General features: G+C 62.8%; 12 protein-coding genes and 1 pseudogene. 7 read left to right on the top strand and 6 right to left on the bottom strand.

Annotation, left to right across the window (positions count from 1 at the left end; translation table 11 throughout):
* Positions 1-761: pseudogene (locus WA145_RS01960) on the bottom strand (glutamine synthetase); the annotation flags it as partial.
* Positions 762-804: 43 nt separating this feature from the next.
* Positions 805-1,557, bottom strand: a complete 753-nt coding sequence (locus tag WA145_RS01955) for a gamma-glutamyl-gamma-aminobutyrate hydrolase family protein (protein WP_422579949.1) — start codon at positions 1,555-1,557, stop codon at positions 805-807.
* Positions 1,558-1,833: 276 nt separating this feature from the next.
* Between WA145_RS01955 and WA145_RS01950 the strand changes: the two genes are divergently transcribed.
* A complete protein-coding gene (locus WA145_RS01950) occupies positions 1,834-3,210 on the top strand; it encodes a glutamine synthetase family protein (protein ID WP_422579948.1) in 1,377 nt (458 codons plus the stop codon).
* A gap of 157 nt (positions 3,211-3,367) precedes the next feature.
* Entirely contained in the window at positions 3,368-4,426 is a 1,059-nt protein-coding gene (locus WA145_RS01945; protein ID WP_422579947.1) for a polyamine ABC transporter substrate-binding protein, read from the top strand.
* A gap of 86 nt (positions 4,427-4,512) precedes the next feature.
* On the opposite strand, the gene WA145_RS01940 is transcribed toward WA145_RS01945, so the two are convergent.
* A complete protein-coding gene (locus WA145_RS01940; protein WP_422579946.1) occupies positions 4,513-5,877 on the bottom strand; it encodes an inorganic triphosphatase in 1,365 nt (454 codons plus the stop codon).
* A 112-nt stretch (positions 5,878-5,989) separates the two neighbouring features.
* Between WA145_RS01940 and WA145_RS01935 the strand changes: the two genes are divergently transcribed.
* The 4 genes from WA145_RS01935 to argA all read left to right on the top strand — a co-directional run bounded on the left by WA145_RS01935 (position 5,990) and on the right by argA (position 10,608).
* On the top strand, positions 5,990-6,667 hold the full coding sequence (locus WA145_RS01935) for a TIGR00153 family protein (RefSeq protein ID WP_422579945.1): 678 nt from the start codon (positions 5,990-5,992) through the stop codon (positions 6,665-6,667).
* A 39-nt stretch (positions 6,668-6,706) separates the two neighbouring features.
* Positions 6,707-7,972: an inorganic phosphate transporter gene (locus WA145_RS01930; RefSeq protein ID WP_422579944.1), complete on the top strand. Its 1,266-nt coding sequence runs from the start codon at positions 6,707-6,709 to the stop codon at positions 7,970-7,972.
* A gap of 68 nt (positions 7,973-8,040) precedes the next feature.
* Positions 8,041-9,189 carry an acetylornithine deacetylase gene (gene argE / locus WA145_RS01925; protein WP_422579943.1) on the top strand — a complete coding sequence of 383 codons (1,149 nt, stop codon included), beginning with the start codon at positions 8,041-8,043 and terminating at the stop codon, positions 9,187-9,189.
* 120 nt (positions 9,190-9,309) lie between these two features.
* On the top strand, positions 9,310-10,608 hold the full coding sequence (argA, locus tag WA145_RS01920; protein ID WP_422579942.1) for an amino-acid N-acetyltransferase: 1,299 nt from the start codon (positions 9,310-9,312) through the stop codon (positions 10,606-10,608).
* A 67-nt stretch (positions 10,609-10,675) separates the two neighbouring features.
* On the opposite strand, the gene WA145_RS01915 is transcribed toward argA, so the two are convergent.
* The 3 genes from WA145_RS01915 to trpB all read right to left on the bottom strand — a co-directional run bounded on the left by WA145_RS01915 (position 10,676) and on the right by trpB (position 13,426).
* Positions 10,676-11,308, bottom strand: a complete 633-nt coding sequence (locus tag WA145_RS01915; protein WP_422579941.1) for a TetR/AcrR family transcriptional regulator — start codon at positions 11,306-11,308, stop codon at positions 10,676-10,678.
* A gap of 100 nt (positions 11,309-11,408) precedes the next feature.
* Positions 11,409-12,218, bottom strand: a complete 810-nt coding sequence (gene trpA / locus WA145_RS01910; RefSeq protein WP_422579940.1) for a tryptophan synthase subunit alpha — start codon at positions 12,216-12,218, stop codon at positions 11,409-11,411.
* Positions 12,215-13,426: a tryptophan synthase subunit beta gene (gene trpB, locus WA145_RS01905; protein WP_422579939.1), complete on the bottom strand. Its 1,212-nt coding sequence runs from the start codon at positions 13,424-13,426 to the stop codon at positions 12,215-12,217. Before trpB ends, trpA begins: the two co-directional genes overlap by 4 nt.
* 136 nt (positions 13,427-13,562) lie before the next feature.
* Between trpB and WA145_RS01900 the strand changes: the two genes are divergently transcribed.
* Positions 13,563-14,450 (top strand): LysR family transcriptional regulator, encoded by an 888-nt coding sequence (locus tag WA145_RS01900; protein WP_422579938.1) that lies wholly within the window; start codon positions 13,563-13,565, stop codon positions 14,448-14,450.
* Positions 14,451-14,507 lie beyond the last annotated feature (57 nt).

Below are 14,507 nucleotides of genomic sequence, written 5' to 3'. Positions count from 1 at the left end.
TCGGTGATCGGCTTGGCCATAAAGGTGGCGGCCACGTCGTGCTTGAGCGCCGCTTCGCGCATGGTGCGCTTGAACACGGTGATCTGGTCGGCCAGGTGCAGGGCCTCGCCATGCCGGAAGTTGATTTCCATCTGCGCCGGGCCGTCTTCGTGGATCAGCGTGTCGAGGTCCAGACCCTGGATTTCGCACCAGTCATAGACGTCTTCGAATAGCGGGTCGAATTCGTTGGCGGCATCGATGGAGAACGACTGACGGCCCACTTCCGGACGCCCGGAGCGGCCCATCGGCGCGACCAGGGGGAAATCCGGGTCACTGTTGCGCTTGGTCAGGTAGAACTCCATTTCCGGCGCGACTATCGGCTTCCAGCCCTTGTCGGCGTACAGCTTGAGTACATTCTTGAGGATGTTGCGCGGTGACAGCTCGATCGGGTTGCCCTGCTTGTCGAAGGTGTCGTGGATCACCATGGCGGTCGGCTCGATGGCCCAGGGCACCATAAAGGCGGCGTTTTCATCCGGGCGGCAGAACATGTCGATGTCTGCCTCGTCGAGCAGGTCGTAATAAATCTCGTCCTCGACATAGTCGCCGGTCACGGTCTGCAGCAGCACACTCTCGGGGAGGCGCATGCCCTTCTCGTCGAGGAACTTGTTGGTCGGCGAAATCTTGCCACGGGCAATGCCGGTAAGATCGCTGATCAGGCATTCAACTTCGGTGATTTTGCGTTCTTTCAGCCAGCTCGAAAGCTGGTCTAGTTTGGTGCTCATAGAGACCTCAGGGTTGGTGAGAGCCGACCTATATATAGTCGGCTCAGCGTTGCCCCGCCGTCTTCCTGCAAGCCTCACCAAAGGCCTGGAAGATGGCGAGATAATTCGGGTTGGATCGTACCTGCCATTCAGGGTGCCATTGCACCCCCAAGGCAAAGCTTTTCGCACCTTCGACGGAGAAAGCCTCGATCAACCCGTCAGGCGCCAGTGCTTCTACGCGAAGGCCCGGCGCCAGACGCTGCACGCCCTGGCCATGAATCGAATTGATAAGAAACTCGCTCGGCAAGCCGATGCCGGCAAGCAGCCCGCCCGGCTGCACATGCAGCGCGTGACGCAGGCCATATTGCTGCTCCACCGGCAGCCCCTCGGGCTCGCGGTGGTCCATATAGCCGTCGACCTCCTGCACCTTCTGGTGCAGGGTGCCGCCGAAGGCCACGTTCATTTCCTGAAAGCCCCGGCAAATGCCGAGCACCGGGATACCGGCGGCAATTGCTGCTTTAATCAAGGGAAGGGTTGTACGGTCACGCGCCGGGTCATGGGCGGTGCCGGGTTCGCTGGCGTCGCCCGCATAGTGATGCGGTTCAACGTTGGATGGCGAGCCGGTAAACACCAGGCCATCGAGCTGTTGCAGCAGATAAACCTGATCAAGCTGCTCGCCGAGAGCGGGAATGATCACTGGCATACCGCCCACCACCTGAACGATGGCCTGCAAGTATTTATCGCCTGCGGTGTGGTAGATGTTGTGCCCGATCTGCTTGGTACAGGCACTAACGCCGATAATCGGCTGGCGCGACATGAGACACCCGTTTTATTGCTGTTATGGGTTTCGAGCGAGCTTAGCGTTGTTCATTTTTTTTCACAATAGTCATGTAAAAAATTGAACACACCCGACTGAGCACCCCGGCAGGCAAGGCTTTCAGCAGGGCTGAACTGCCCTGCAGTGCCCTAAAACTGGCCATCGAGCCCCTTTTTAGGGCAAAATGCGCCTCTCTTGACAGCATCTGGTGTTTAAGATTGACTCACACCCGTGCAGTTGCATGATTGATATTTTTAACAAAAAAGGTGTTGCATCATGTCGGTACCCCCGCGTGCCGTTCAGCTTAATGAAGCGAACGCGTTCCTTAAGAAACATCCTGAGGTCCTGTTCGTCGACCTTCTGATCGCAGATATGAATGGTGTGGTGCGCGGCAAGCGTATCGAGCGTGCGAGCCTGCATAAGGTTTACGAACGCGGCATTAATCTCCCGGCTTCTCTATTCGCCCTGGATATCAACGGCTCGACGGTGGAAAGCACTGGCCTGGGTCTGGATATCGGTGACGCCGACCGGGTCTGCTTTCCCATCCCCAACACCCTGAGCAATGAGCCATGGCAGAAGCGCCCCACCGCGCAACTGTTAATGACCATGCATGAAATGGAAGGCCAGCCGTTCTTTGCCGACCCACGGGAAGTGTTGCGCCAGGTGGTGGCGAAGTTCGACGAACTGGGCCTTACCATTTGCGCCGCCTTCGAAATCGAGTTTTACCTGATCGACCAGGCCAACGTGAACGGCCGTCCGCAGCCGCCGTTGTCGCCACTGTCGGGCAAGCGCCCACAGTCGACTCAGGTGTACCTGATCGATGACCTCGACGAATACGCCGAGTGTCTGCAGGACATCCTCGAAGGCGCCAAGGAGCAGGGCATCCCGGCCGACGCCATCGTCAAGGAAAGCGCCCCGGCGCAGTTCGAGGTCAACCTGCACCACGTCGCCGACCCGATCAAGGCCTGCGACCATGCGCTGCTGCTTAAGCGCCTGATCAAGAACATCGCCTACGACCATGAGATGGACACCACCTTTATGGCCAAGCCCTACCCCAACCAGGCGGGTAACGGGCTGCACGTGCATATCTCGATTCTCGACAAGCAGGGCAACAACATCTTCGCCTGCGACGACCCGGTACAGAACGATGCCCTGCGCCATGCCATCGGCGGCGTGCTGGAAACCATGTCGGCCTCGATGGCCTTCCTCTGCCCGAACGTCAACTCCTACCGCCGCTTCGGCGCGCAGTACTACGTGCCGAACTCGCCGTGCTGGGGCATCGACAACCGCACCGTAGCGCTGCGCGTGCCGAATGACACGGCCGATGCGGTGCGCATCGAACACCGCGTCGCCGGCGCCGATGCCAACCCCTACCTGCTGATGTCAGCCGTGCTGGCCGGCGTGCACCACGGCCTGACCAACAAGATCGAGCCGAACGCACCGGTGGAAGGCAACTCCTACGAGCAGAACGAGCAAAGCCTGCCGAACAACCTGCGCGATGCCCTGCGCGAGCTGGACGACAGTGAAGTGCTGGCGCGTTATATCGACCCGAAATACATCGATATCTTCGTCGCCTGTAAGGAAAGCGAGTTGGCCGAGTTTGAAAACTCGATCTCCGACCTCGAATACAACTGGTACTTGCACACGGTTTGATGCAACACCCAACGCCGGCCCTTGCGCCGGCGTTGTTTTATCTGCCAGCCAGGGTTTAACCACACCGCTTATTCGCGCGTTATTTGCTGCGACGGGACAAGGCTGTGCCGAATTCAGCAGCGACAGCGCAAAACCAACCAATGCAGGGAGATTGCCCATGCCTCGTTTGCTTGCATCACTGCTGTTCGCCCTGACGCCTTTGCTGGCCAATGCCGAAGAGGTGATTCGGGTCTACAACTGGAACGACTATATCGCCCCGCAGGTGCTCAAGGATTTCGAGGCCGAGACCGGCATTCGCGTCGAGTACCGCACCTTTAGCACCGCCGAAGAGCTGGCTGCGGTGTTGGCCAGCGGTGAGGTCATCGATGTGGCCGTGCCGTCGCACGACGCGCTGCCGGCGATGATCAAGAATGGCACCCTGCAACCGCTGGATTTCAATCGGCTGCCGCACCGCAAGCACCTGGATAAACAGCTGCTCAGCACCCTGGTCGCTCTCGATCAGGGCAACCGCCATGCCGTGCCCTATCCGTGGGGCGCCGTCGGCCTGGCGATCAACGTGCCACAAGCCGAAGCCGCCTTTGGCGGGCCGCTGCCCAATAGCTGGAGCCTGCTGTTCGATGCCGAGCAAAGCGCGCGCCTGGCCACCTGCGGCATCAGCGTGCTGGACGCCCCCGATGAGACCCTGACCCTGCTGCTCAACTACCAGGGCCGCAGCCTGGCACGCAGCGCGCCGAGTCGCATCGAACGCGCCAGCGGGGTGCTGGATGGCTTGCGCCCGAATCTGCGCTATATCGACAGCGAGCGCTATATCGGCGACCTCAACCAGGGCAAGCTGTGCGTGGCCATGGCCTGGGTCGGCGATGCCCTGGCAGCGGCGGATGGCGGCCAGCCGGTGCGTTTTTTAGTGCCGGATGAAGGCTCGATCCTGTTTATCGACAACCTGGTAATCCCCAGCAGCGCCAAGCGCCCCGACCTGGCGCACCGCTTTATCGATTACCTGCTGCAGCCCAAGGTCGCCGCGCTGATCACCGCCGAAACCCTCTACCCCAGCGGCAACGCCGATTCCCGCGAGTTTCTCGACGAAGCCCTGCGCAATCAGCCCGACCTCTACCCGGACCGCGACACCAAACGCCGCCTGCACCCGCTGGAAACCCTGCCGGACAAGCACAGCGCTGCCCGCGATGCCGTATGGACGCGCTTTCGTGATGGCAGTTGAGTGATACGAGAGCAGCCCGGATCTAATCCGGGCTAGGAGCTGTAGGAGCCAGCTGGCTGGCTCCTACAAAAAGTGCACTGCGGCGCTTACTTGACCAGCTGACGCCAGGCCTTTAGCGAACCAATGGCAATCAGCTGCGCCTTGCGCGCATCCAACACCTCGGGATCGATAGCCTGGTGAGCCAGTTCAGCCAGCTTATTCAGCTCGCCATACAGGCGGTCTACCTCAGGCACCTCCAGCACCCCACGCGCCAGGTGCAGCCAGACCAGCAGGCGTTCGATACGCGGCAGCTGCTCGGCCAGATCTTCCGGTTGTTGCACATAGCGGCGCAGCTGCAGGGCGGCGCCTTCTTCGGCAATCAGGGTCGGCAGCCAGTTGCCCAGCGGCGCGGCGCCCTGACGGTTGCCGCGGTTGTTGCGCGCCACCGTCCAGCTGCGGGCCAACAACCAGCGTGACAGGTTCAACGAGAACAGCCCCCAGCGATTGCCCTGCAGTTCGGCAGCGAACAGCGCCGGGGCGTTCTTGCGCAGGCTGTCATCGTCCTGGCCAGCCAGGATGCGCGGGCGCCATTCCAGCAGCAAGGCATCCAGCAGTTCGCGCAGGGCATGGCTGCTGGCCCGCGGCGCGGCCTGGCCGAGGCTGCCGAGCAGCGCCCGCAGGCCGATCAGTTGCTCCAGCCAGTCGACCAGCAAACGCCAGTGGCCATTGAAACGGTACTGCTCGGCCAGGCGCTGGCTGCTGCCCAGCAGGTGCCAGGCCAGTGCCGCAACGCTGTCGTCCAGGCTGGTGTCCGCGCTCAACACTGGGGCAGGCAGGTTGAGGCTGTAGCTGCCGGCGTCGAACAGGCGATAACCGCGCTCGGCCTTGCTGATATCGCAGGGCATCAGCGGCAGATCGGCGGCCAGCTCGGCCGCCAGTTCCAGCAGCGCCTCAGGCTCACCCTGACGCAGTTCCAGTTCCAGCTCGCAGATTTCCTCTTCGCCTTCGCCGGCGATCACCTTACCCAGGTCCAGCGCGGCCTCGATTACCACGCGGGCCTTGCCACGACCCCAGGCGATTTCCGCCTTCTCGCGGATAAAATCGGTGGTGAAGATCGGCACCAGCTGCTGCTTGTCCAGCTCGGCCAGAGCCGCCGGCCAGCAGCTGTCATCGAGTTTTTTCAGGTCCAGCTTGGCCTTGGCCAGGTTCCAGTCCCACTCATTGCGCTCGGACAAACCGGCCACGCTGTGCCCGCGGGTTTTCAGGGTCTGGATAAACTGCTCGCCGTCACGCCGCACGCGCAGGGCCACCTTGGCCGCCGCCAGGTCACGCGCGGGGGTATCGAAGTACTGATTGAACAGTTCGCGCTGCTCCCAACCACTCTTGTTGCGCTTTTTCAGCAGCGGGTGATCACGCAGGGCGGCCAGGGTTGCACGGCTAACCCGCAGTTTGATTTCGGTTTCTTTGTTCATGATGGTGGGGATCAACGCCTACTCTAAAATTATGACAGTCCGATTACCTGCGCTGGCGAGCCTGCGGAGTGACCCGTATACTTGCCGCCTTCTTAACGCCGGGGTTCACCCTATGCCAGTCAATCCATTTGCCAGCCTGTTTGGCCGTTCACCGATTGGGCCGATGCAAAAACACTTTGCCAAAGCCCATGAGTGCGCAGCCAATCTGCTGCCCTTCTTCGAAGCCGTGATGGTCGAGGATTGGGCCAAGGTGGAACAGGTACAACAGGAAATGGCCAGCCTCGAACATGAGGCCGACAAGCTCAAGAAAAGCGTGCGTTTGCACCTGCCCAAGAGCCTGTTCTTGCCCGTACCGCGCTCGGATCTGCTTGAGCTGCTGAGTGTACAGGACAAAGTCGCCAACCGCGCCAAGGACATCGCCGGCCTCATGCTGGGTCGCGAAATGGCCATTCCGCAGGCCTTGCAGCCGCTGATGCGGGCCTTCGTGCAACGTACTGTGGACGCCAGCGCCCAGGCGCTGAAAGCCATGAACGAGCTCGACGAGCTGCTGGAAACCGGCTTTGGTGGCCGCGAAGCGGCGCTGGTCGAATCCATGGTCATGGAGCTGGAACAAATCGAACGCGACACCGACAAGATGCAAATCGAAGTCCGCCGCGCGCTGTTCAAACTGGAAAAGGACCTTCCTCCTGTCGATGTGATGTTCCTCTACAAGATCATCGAATGGATCGGCGACGTAGCCGACCGTGCCGAACGTGTCGGCAACCGACTGGAACAACTGCTGGCGCGCTAAGCGCCAGTGTCCTTTCTGGAATCTACGGATTAATTATTTATGTCTCTGATTGCGGACTACGGCCTCGTATTGCTGTTGCTTGCCTGTCTCTTCGGCTTTTTCATGGCCTGGGGTGTGGGCGCCAATGACGTGGCTAACGCCATGGGCACCTCGGTGGGCTCCAAAGCCCTGACCATCAAACAGGCGATCTGTATCGCCATGGTCTTCGAATTCTGCGGCGCCTACCTGGCCGGCGGCGAAGTCACCGAAACCATCAAGAACGGCATAGTCGACGCTACAGCGATTACTCCGGACCTGATGGTGCTAGGCATGATGTCGGCGCTGCTGGCGGCCGGCACCTGGCTGCTGATCGCCACCAGCCGCGGCTGGCCGGTATCCACCACCCACTCCATCGTTGGCGCGGTAATCGGTTTCGCCGCAGTCGGCGTGTCGATGGAGGCCGTGCAGTGGGCGGCCGTCGGCCCGATCGTCGCCAGCTGGGTGGTGACTCCGGTGCTCTCGGGACTGGTCGCCTTCGGCCTGTTTATGAGCGTGCAGAAGCTGATCATCAATACCGATAACCCCTTCCTCAACGCCAAGCGCTTTGTGCCGCTGTATATGTTTGCCACCGGCTTTATGGTGGCGATCATGACGCTGACCAAGGGCCTCAAGCATATTGGCCTGGAGCTCAACGGCAACCAGAATCTGCTGCTGGCCGCCGGTGTCGGCACACTGGTGATGCTGCTGGGTATCGCCCTGCTCAGCCGGATCAAGATCGATGAGGAGGCCGACAAGGACTTCCACTACGCCAGCGTGGAGAAGGTCTTCGCCGTGCTGATGGTGTTTACCGCCTGCTCCATGGCCTTCGCCCATGGCGCAAACGACGTAGCCAACGCCGTTGGCCCGCTGGCGGCAATTGTCGGGGTGATCCAGTCCGGCGGCGACCTGACCATCGGTGCCAAATCCGCGGTTCCCGGCTGGGTACTGCTGCTCGGCGCCGTGGGTATCGTGATCGGCCTTGCCACCTACGGCTACAAGGTGATCGCCACCATCGGCAAGGAAATCACCGAGCTGACCCCGAGCCGCGGCTTTGCTGCCGAACTGGCTACCGCCACCACCGTGGTCGGGGCCTCGGCCATCGGCCTGCCGGTTTCCACCACCCACACCCTGGTCGGCGCGGTACTGGGTATCGGCATCGCCCGTGGTATTGGCGCGCTGAACCTGGGCGTGATCGGCTCGATCTTTATGTCTTGGATCATCACCCTGCCGGCCGGTGCCGGCCTGTCGATCCTGTTCTTCTTTATCCTGCGCGGCATCTTCCTGTAAAACCCCCGCCACGGTTTTATCTCTGCTAGCGATGGCCCTATGATGGGCCTCGCTTGCGGAGATGCCATATGCCCCTGCCTTCCTTTAAAGAGCAATTCGCCGCCCTGATCGCCGCGCCGTCGGTGAGCTGCACCCAGGCGCATTGGGACCAGTCCAACCGCGCCGTGATTGAGCTGCTGTCGAGCTGGCTCGGCGACCTCGGCTTTGTCTGTGAAACCCAGCAGATCGCGCCGGGCAAATTCAATCTGCTCGCCAGCTATGGCGGCGGTGCTGGCGGCCTGGTGCTGGCCGGGCACAGCGACACCGTGCCGTTCGATGCCGCGCTGTGGCAGAGCGACCCGCTCAAACTCTGCGAAGTCGATGGCCGCTGGGTGGGTCTGGGCAGTTGCGACATGAAGGGTTTCTTCGCCCTGATCATCGAAGCCGTGCAGCCCTTGCTGGCGCAACGCTTTCAGCAGCCGCTGCTGATCCTCGCCACCTGCGACGAGGAAAGCTCAATGTCCGGTGCCCGCGCCCTGGCTCAAGCCGGAAAGCCGCTGGGCCGCGCCGCAGTGATCGGCGAGCCGACCGGCCTCAAGCCCATCCGCCTGCACAAGGGCATCATGATGGAGCGCATCGATATTCTCGGGCAGAGCGGCCACAGCTCCGATCCGGGGCTCGGCCACAGCGCCCTGGAAGCCATGCAGGATGTGATGCTGGAGCTGCGCGGCCTGCGTGCGCAATGGCAACGCGAGTACCACAACCCGCAATTCAGCGTGCCCACGCCGACCCTGAACTTCGGCTGCATTCATGGCGGCGACAACCCCAACCGCATCTGCGGCCAGTGCTCGCTGGAGTTCGACCTGCGCCCGCTACCGGGTATGCAGCCGGAAGCCCTGCGCGCGGCGATTCGGCAGAAGCTGCAGCCGCTGGCCGAACAGCATCAGGTGAAGATCGATTACGCGCCACTGTTCCCCAGCGTGCCGCCCTTCGAGCAACACGCCGACACAGAGCTGGTGCGCCTGGCCGAACGGCTGACCGGGCACAGCGCCGCCGCAGTGGCATTTGCCACCGAAGCGCCTTATCTTCAGCAGCTTGGCTGCGAAACCCTGGTGCTCGGCCCCGGCGATATCGACTGCGCCCACCAGCCCGGCGAATACCTGGAAATGTCACGTTTGCAGCCTACCGTGCGTCTGCTGCAACAGCTGATCGAACATTACTGCCTGAGAACTGCCTGATGCGGAGGAGAGAACGCGTGAAGCTGCCCCAACTGCGACGATAAAACCGCTTCCGGCTGCCTCGTCTGGCGCGCCCGCGCCCATCCATGCGTTCCGTCTTCGATACAGGTTCTTCTGCCCATGCACGACCACGTCAACTGGCTCCGCCACGCTTCGCCCTATATCAATGCCCACCGCGACTGCACCTTTGTGGTGATGCTGCCGGGCGAGGGCGTTGCCCACCCGAATTTCGGCAATATCGTTCACGACCTGGTGCTGCTGCACAGCCTCGGCGTGCGCCTGGTGCTGGTGCACGGTTCGCGCCCGCAGATCGAGGCGCGCCTGGCCAGTAACGGCCTGACCCCACGCTTTCACCGTGGCCTGCGGATCACCGACAGCCCGACCCTGGAATGCGTGATCGACGCCGTCGGCCAGCTGCGTATCGCCATCGAGGCGCGCCTGTCGATGGACATGGCGCGCTCGCCGATGCAGGGCTCGCGCCTGCGCATCACCAGCGGCAACTTTGTCACCGCACGGCCGATTGGCGTGGTCGATGGCGTCGACTATCACCACACCGGCGAAGTGCGGCGCATCGACCGCAAGGGCATCAACCGCCAGCTGGATGAGCGCAGCATCGTGCTGCTGTCGCCGCTGGGTTACTCGCCCACCGGGGAGATCTTCAACCTGGCCTGCGAAGACGTCGCCACCCGCGCGGCCATCGACCTGGACGCCGACAAGCTGCTGCTGTTCGGTGCCGAATGCGGCCTGCTCGACGAGGCCGGCAAGCTGGTGCGCGAACTGCGCCCACAACAGGTGCCGGCCCATCTGCAGCGCCTGGGCAGCAGCTACCAGGGCGAGCTGCTCGACGCCGCCGCCGAAGCCTGCAAGGCCGGGGTACGCCGCAGCCATATCGTCAGCTATGCCGAAGACGGCGCGCTGCTTAGTGAATTGTTCACCCGCACCGGCAACGGCACCCTGGTAGCCCAGGAGCAGTTCGAGTCGCTGCGCGAGGCGACCATCGAGGACGTCGGCGGGCTGATGGAACTGATCACCCCGCTGGAGGATCAGGGCATTCTGGTGCGCCGCTCACGGGAGGTGCTGGAACGGGAGATCGAGCAATTCAGCATCGTCGAGCGCGAAGGCCTGATCATCGCCTGCGCCGCGCTGTACCAGATTGCCGACTCGGATTTCGGCGAGCTGGCGTGCCTGGCGGTCAACCCGGCCTACCGCCATGGCGGGCGTGGTGACGAGCTGCTCGAACGCATTGAGCAGCGCGCCCGCGCCCAGGGCCTGAAAACCCTGTTCGTACTCACCACCCGCACCGCCCACTGGTTCCGCGAGCGCGGCTTTATGCCCAGCAGCGTCGACCGCCTGCCCGCCGCCCGCGCCTCGCTGTACAACTACCAGCGCAACTCGCAGGTGTTTGAAAAAGCGCTCTGAAACCAGTGACTGTAGGAGCGGGCTTGCCCGCGATCAGCGCTTTAAGCCATCGCGGGCAAGCCCGCTCCTACAGGTTGCGTTTCGGCAGATGGGTTGGCAGGTACAAGCCCAGATAAGCATCAAACACGCGCATGCCTTCCTCGGCCATGCGCGGGGTGATTTCGCCGTGCAGCTGCACTGAGCGCGCATACACGCGGTCGCCCAGCTCCATGGCCAGGGCGAACACAGCGACATCCTCCGGCAGTTGCGGCAAGGGGAAGTGACGGTCGAACAGCTGCTGCATCAGCTGACCCAGTTCGATGTCGTGCTGCCGATCCGCCTGGGTCACTTCGGCCAGGCCGTGCTGCGCCAGAATCAGCTGCCGCGCGGCGGCATCGGCGGCGTAGATCGCCAGCATGCGTTGCTCGACCAGCCGTGATAGATCACGCCAATCACGCAATTGCGCATGCTCCACCGGCTGTTGCAGGCAGGCGCGAAACGCCGCGTGGATATCGGCGGTCAAGCCTTCGAGCAGGGCCGGCACGCTGGCGAAGAAGTGATACACCGAGGACGGTGGAATCTGCGCGCGCTCGGCCACGCTGTAAATCGACAGGTTGGCCACGCCCTGCTCGGCGAGCAACTCGCGGGCAGCGGCAAGAATTCCGGCGATGCGGCTCTGGCTGCTGGCGCGGGGTTTGCGGGCGATAGGGGGGCGTGACATGGCGAGACTCAAGGACAAGGGGCGCGCTATTGGACGCCAGGCAACGGCCGACTCGCAAGTTTCTCAGGACAGCGCAGTGCTGCCCTGAGAACCCGGTAGGTCAGACCCGCGCGCCGCGTACACCTTCAGCCAGCTGGCTGCACAGGCTGAGCACGCCATCCACCGCCTGCTCGGCAGTTTTAGCGTTGGCGATCTGGTCGATCAGCGCCGAGCCGACCACCACGCCTTCGGCCAGACGCGCTACCTCGGCAGCGTGATCCGCGGTGCGGATGCCAAAGCCGATGCACAGCGGCAGATCGGTGTGGCGACGCAGACGGGCAACGGCCTGCTCGACATGCTCCAGGGTGGCCGAACCGGCACCGGTTACGCCGGCTACCGAGACGTAGTAAACGAAACCGGAGCTGCCGTTGAGTACCTTGGGCAGGCGTTTGTCGTCGGTGGTCGGGGTGGTCAGGCGGATAAAGTCCAGGCCCGCAACCTGAGCGGGGTCACAGAGGTCGGCGTTATGCTCTGGTGGCAGGTCGACGACGATCAGGCCATCGACGCCGGAGGCCACGGCTTCGGCAATAAAGCGCTCGACCCCGTACTTGTGGATCGGGTTGAAGTAGCCCATCAGCACCAGCGGCGTGGCCTGCTCGCCTTCGCGAAACTCGCGGACCATCTGCAGGGTCATGGCCAGGTCCTGACCGCCTTCCAGCGCGCGGATATTCGCCAGCTGGATCGCCGGGCCATCGGCCATCGGGTCGGTAAAGGGCATGCCCAGTTCGATCACATCGGCACCGGCCGCCGGCAGGCCTTTGAGGATGGCTAGGGAGGCCTCGTAGTTCGGGTCGCCGGCAGTGACGAAGGTCACCAGGGCGGCGCGGTTCTGTTGTTTCAGCTCGGCAAAGCGGCTTTGCAGGCGGCTCATGCGTGCTTCTCCTGTTGTTCCATGTGGTGCACGATGGTTTGCATGTCCTTGTCGCCACGCCCGGAGAGGTTGACCACCATCAGGTGCTCCTTGGGCAGCTTGGGCGCACGCTTGAACACTTCAGCCAGGGCGTGGGCGGTTTCCAGGGCCGGGATGATGCCCTCCTGACGGCAGCAGATATGGAAGGCCTCCAGCGCTTCGTCATCGGTTACCGAGGTGTATTCAACGCGGCCGACTTCATGCAACCAGGCGTGTTCCGGGCCGATGCCGGGGTAGTCCAGGCCTGCCGAGATGGAATGCGCGTCGATAATCTGGCCGTCGTCGTTCTGCAGCAGGAAGGTGCGGTTGCCGTGCAGCACGCCCGGTACGCCGCCATTCAGGCTGGCGGCGTGCTTGCCGGTTTGGATGCCGTAGCCGGCGGCTTCCACGCCGATGATCTGTACATCTTGATCATCGAGGAAGGGGTGGAACAGGCCGATGGCGTTGGAGCCGCCGCCGATGCAGGCCACCAGGCTGTCGGGCAGACGGCCTTCCTGGGCGAGGATCTGCTCGCGGGTTTCCTTGCCGATCACCGCCTGGAAGTCGCGCACCATCGCCGGGTACGGGTGCGGGCCGGCCACGGTGCCGATCATGTAGACGGTGCTGTCGACATTGGTGACCCAGTCGCGCAGGGCTTCGTTCATCGCGTCTTTCAGGGTGCCGGTGCCGGCGACCACCGGGATCACAGTGGCGCCCATCAGTTTCATGCGCAGCACGTTGGCATGCTGACGATGGATGTCGGTGCTGCCCATAAAGATCACGCATTCCATGCCGAAACGCGCTGCGACAGTGGCGGTGGCCACACCGTGCATGCCGGCGCCGGTCTCGGCGATGATGCGTTTCTTGCCCATGCGCTTGGCCAGCAGTACCTGGCCGATGCAGTTATTGATCTTGTGCGCGCCGGTGTGATTGAGCTCTTCACGCTTGAAATAGATCTTCGCGCCGCCGCACATCTCGGTCAGGCGTTCGGCGAAGTACAGTGGGCTGGGTCGGCCGACGAAATCACGCTGGAAGTAGGCCAGCTCCTTCTGGAACTCGGGGTCGAGCTTGGCCTTTTCGTATTCATCGGCCAGGTCGTGGATCAGCGGCATCAGGGTTTCGGCAACATATTGGCCGCCGAACGAGCCGAACAGGCCGTTGGCGTCAGGGCCAGTGCGGAAGGAAGTCATGGCGTTCTCCTTGAAATATGTGAGCCGTGAATTGCGGATTTAATGATCCGCTCCTACGGCAATGCACACAGGATAAAACTGTAGTGCGCGCGACAAAAGCGATAAGATCGCCACGACCTGTCAGGAAAACTCACAAATGAGCCAAGACCTTCCGCCGCTCAATGCCCTGCGCGCCTTCGAAGCCGCCGCGCGGCTAAACAGCATCAGCCAGGCGGCCAATGAGCTGCATGTGACCCATGGCGCGGTCAGCCGGCAGGTGCGCAGCCTGGAAGAGCACCTGGGTGTGGCGCTGTTCAGCAAGGACGGTCGCGGCCTTAAACTCACAGATGCAGGGCTGCGCCTGCGCGATGTCAGCGCCGATCTGTTCAAGCGCCTGCGCAGTACCTGCGCCGAGTTGCAGCAGGGCCAGGCCGATGCGCCGTTTGTCCTGGCCTGTCCCGGCAGCCTGCTGGCGCGCTGGTTTATCCCGCGCCTGGATCGGCTCAATCGCGAGTTGCCGGAACTGCGCCTGCAACTGTCCGCCAGCGAAGGCGATCTGGACCCACGGCGCAGCGGTGTAGATGCCACCCTGTGGTTCGCCGAGCCGCCCTGGCCGGCGGATATGCAGGTATTCGAGCTGGCTGCCGAGCGCATCGGCCCAGTGCTGAGTCCGCGTTATGCGCACTTCGCCATATTGCACCAGGCGCCGCCCGTTGCCCTGCTGAGCGAGCCCTTGCTGCACACCAGTTCCCGCCCGCAGGCCTGGCCCAGCTGGGCCGCACGCAACGCCCTGGACGCTGGCGCGTTAAAACTTGGCCAGGGTTTCGAACACCTGTATTACCTGCTGGAAGCCGCCGCCGCCGGTCTGGGGGTGGCCATCGCGCCGCAGCAGCTGGTGGCCGACGATCTGGCCGCCGGTCGCCTGGTCGCGCCCTGGGGCTTTGTCGACACCTCGGCACGCTTGGCCCTGTGGCTGCCGGCCCGCCGCCTGGATAAACGCGCGCAGCTATTGGCCGAGTGGTTGCGCAATGAACTGCAGCATTGAGCGATTGAGCGGGCAGAACAGCGGCGACTCAACTAGCGTTGAACTATCAGCCAGAGG

It is taken from the genome of Pseudomonas sp., from assembly GCF_049301935.1.
In the GTDB taxonomy this organism is placed as follows: Bacteria; Pseudomonadota; Gammaproteobacteria; order Pseudomonadales; family Pseudomonadaceae; genus Aquipseudomonas.
This window is presented reverse-complemented; position numbering and strand designations above follow the sequence as displayed.

Excerpts from the sequence above, each read along its gene's own strand:
- WA145_RS01955 (WP_422579949.1), bottom strand. The coding sequence starts at position 1,557 with ATGTCGCGCCAGCCGATTATCGGCGTTAGTGCCTGTACCAAGCAGATC.
- WA145_RS01950 (WP_422579948.1), top strand. The coding sequence starts at position 1,834 with ATGTCGGTACCCCCGCGTGCCGTTCAGCTTAATGAAGCGAACGCGTTC.
- WA145_RS01945 (WP_422579947.1), top strand. The coding sequence starts at position 3,368 with ATGCCTCGTTTGCTTGCATCACTGCTGTTCGCCCTGACGCCTTTGCTG.
- WA145_RS01940 (WP_422579946.1), bottom strand. The coding sequence starts at position 5,877 with ATGAACAAAGAAACCGAAATCAAACTGCGGGTTAGCCGTGCAACCCTG.
- WA145_RS01935 (WP_422579945.1), top strand. The coding sequence starts at position 5,990 with ATGCCAGTCAATCCATTTGCCAGCCTGTTTGGCCGTTCACCGATTGGG.
- WA145_RS01930 (WP_422579944.1), top strand. The coding sequence starts at position 6,707 with ATGTCTCTGATTGCGGACTACGGCCTCGTATTGCTGTTGCTTGCCTGT.
- argE (WP_422579943.1), top strand. The coding sequence starts at position 8,041 with ATGCCCCTGCCTTCCTTTAAAGAGCAATTCGCCGCCCTGATCGCCGCG.
- argA (WP_422579942.1), top strand. The coding sequence starts at position 9,310 with ATGCACGACCACGTCAACTGGCTCCGCCACGCTTCGCCCTATATCAAT.
- WA145_RS01915 (WP_422579941.1), bottom strand. The coding sequence starts at position 11,308 with ATGTCACGCCCCCCTATCGCCCGCAAACCCCGCGCCAGCAGCCAGAGC.
- trpA (WP_422579940.1), bottom strand. The coding sequence starts at position 12,218 with ATGAGCCGCCTGCAAAGCCGCTTTGCCGAGCTGAAACAACAGAACCGC.
- trpB (WP_422579939.1), bottom strand. The coding sequence starts at position 13,426 with ATGACTTCCTTCCGCACTGGCCCTGACGCCAACGGCCTGTTCGGCTCG.
- WA145_RS01900 (WP_422579938.1), top strand. The coding sequence starts at position 13,563 with ATGAGCCAAGACCTTCCGCCGCTCAATGCCCTGCGCGCCTTCGAAGCC.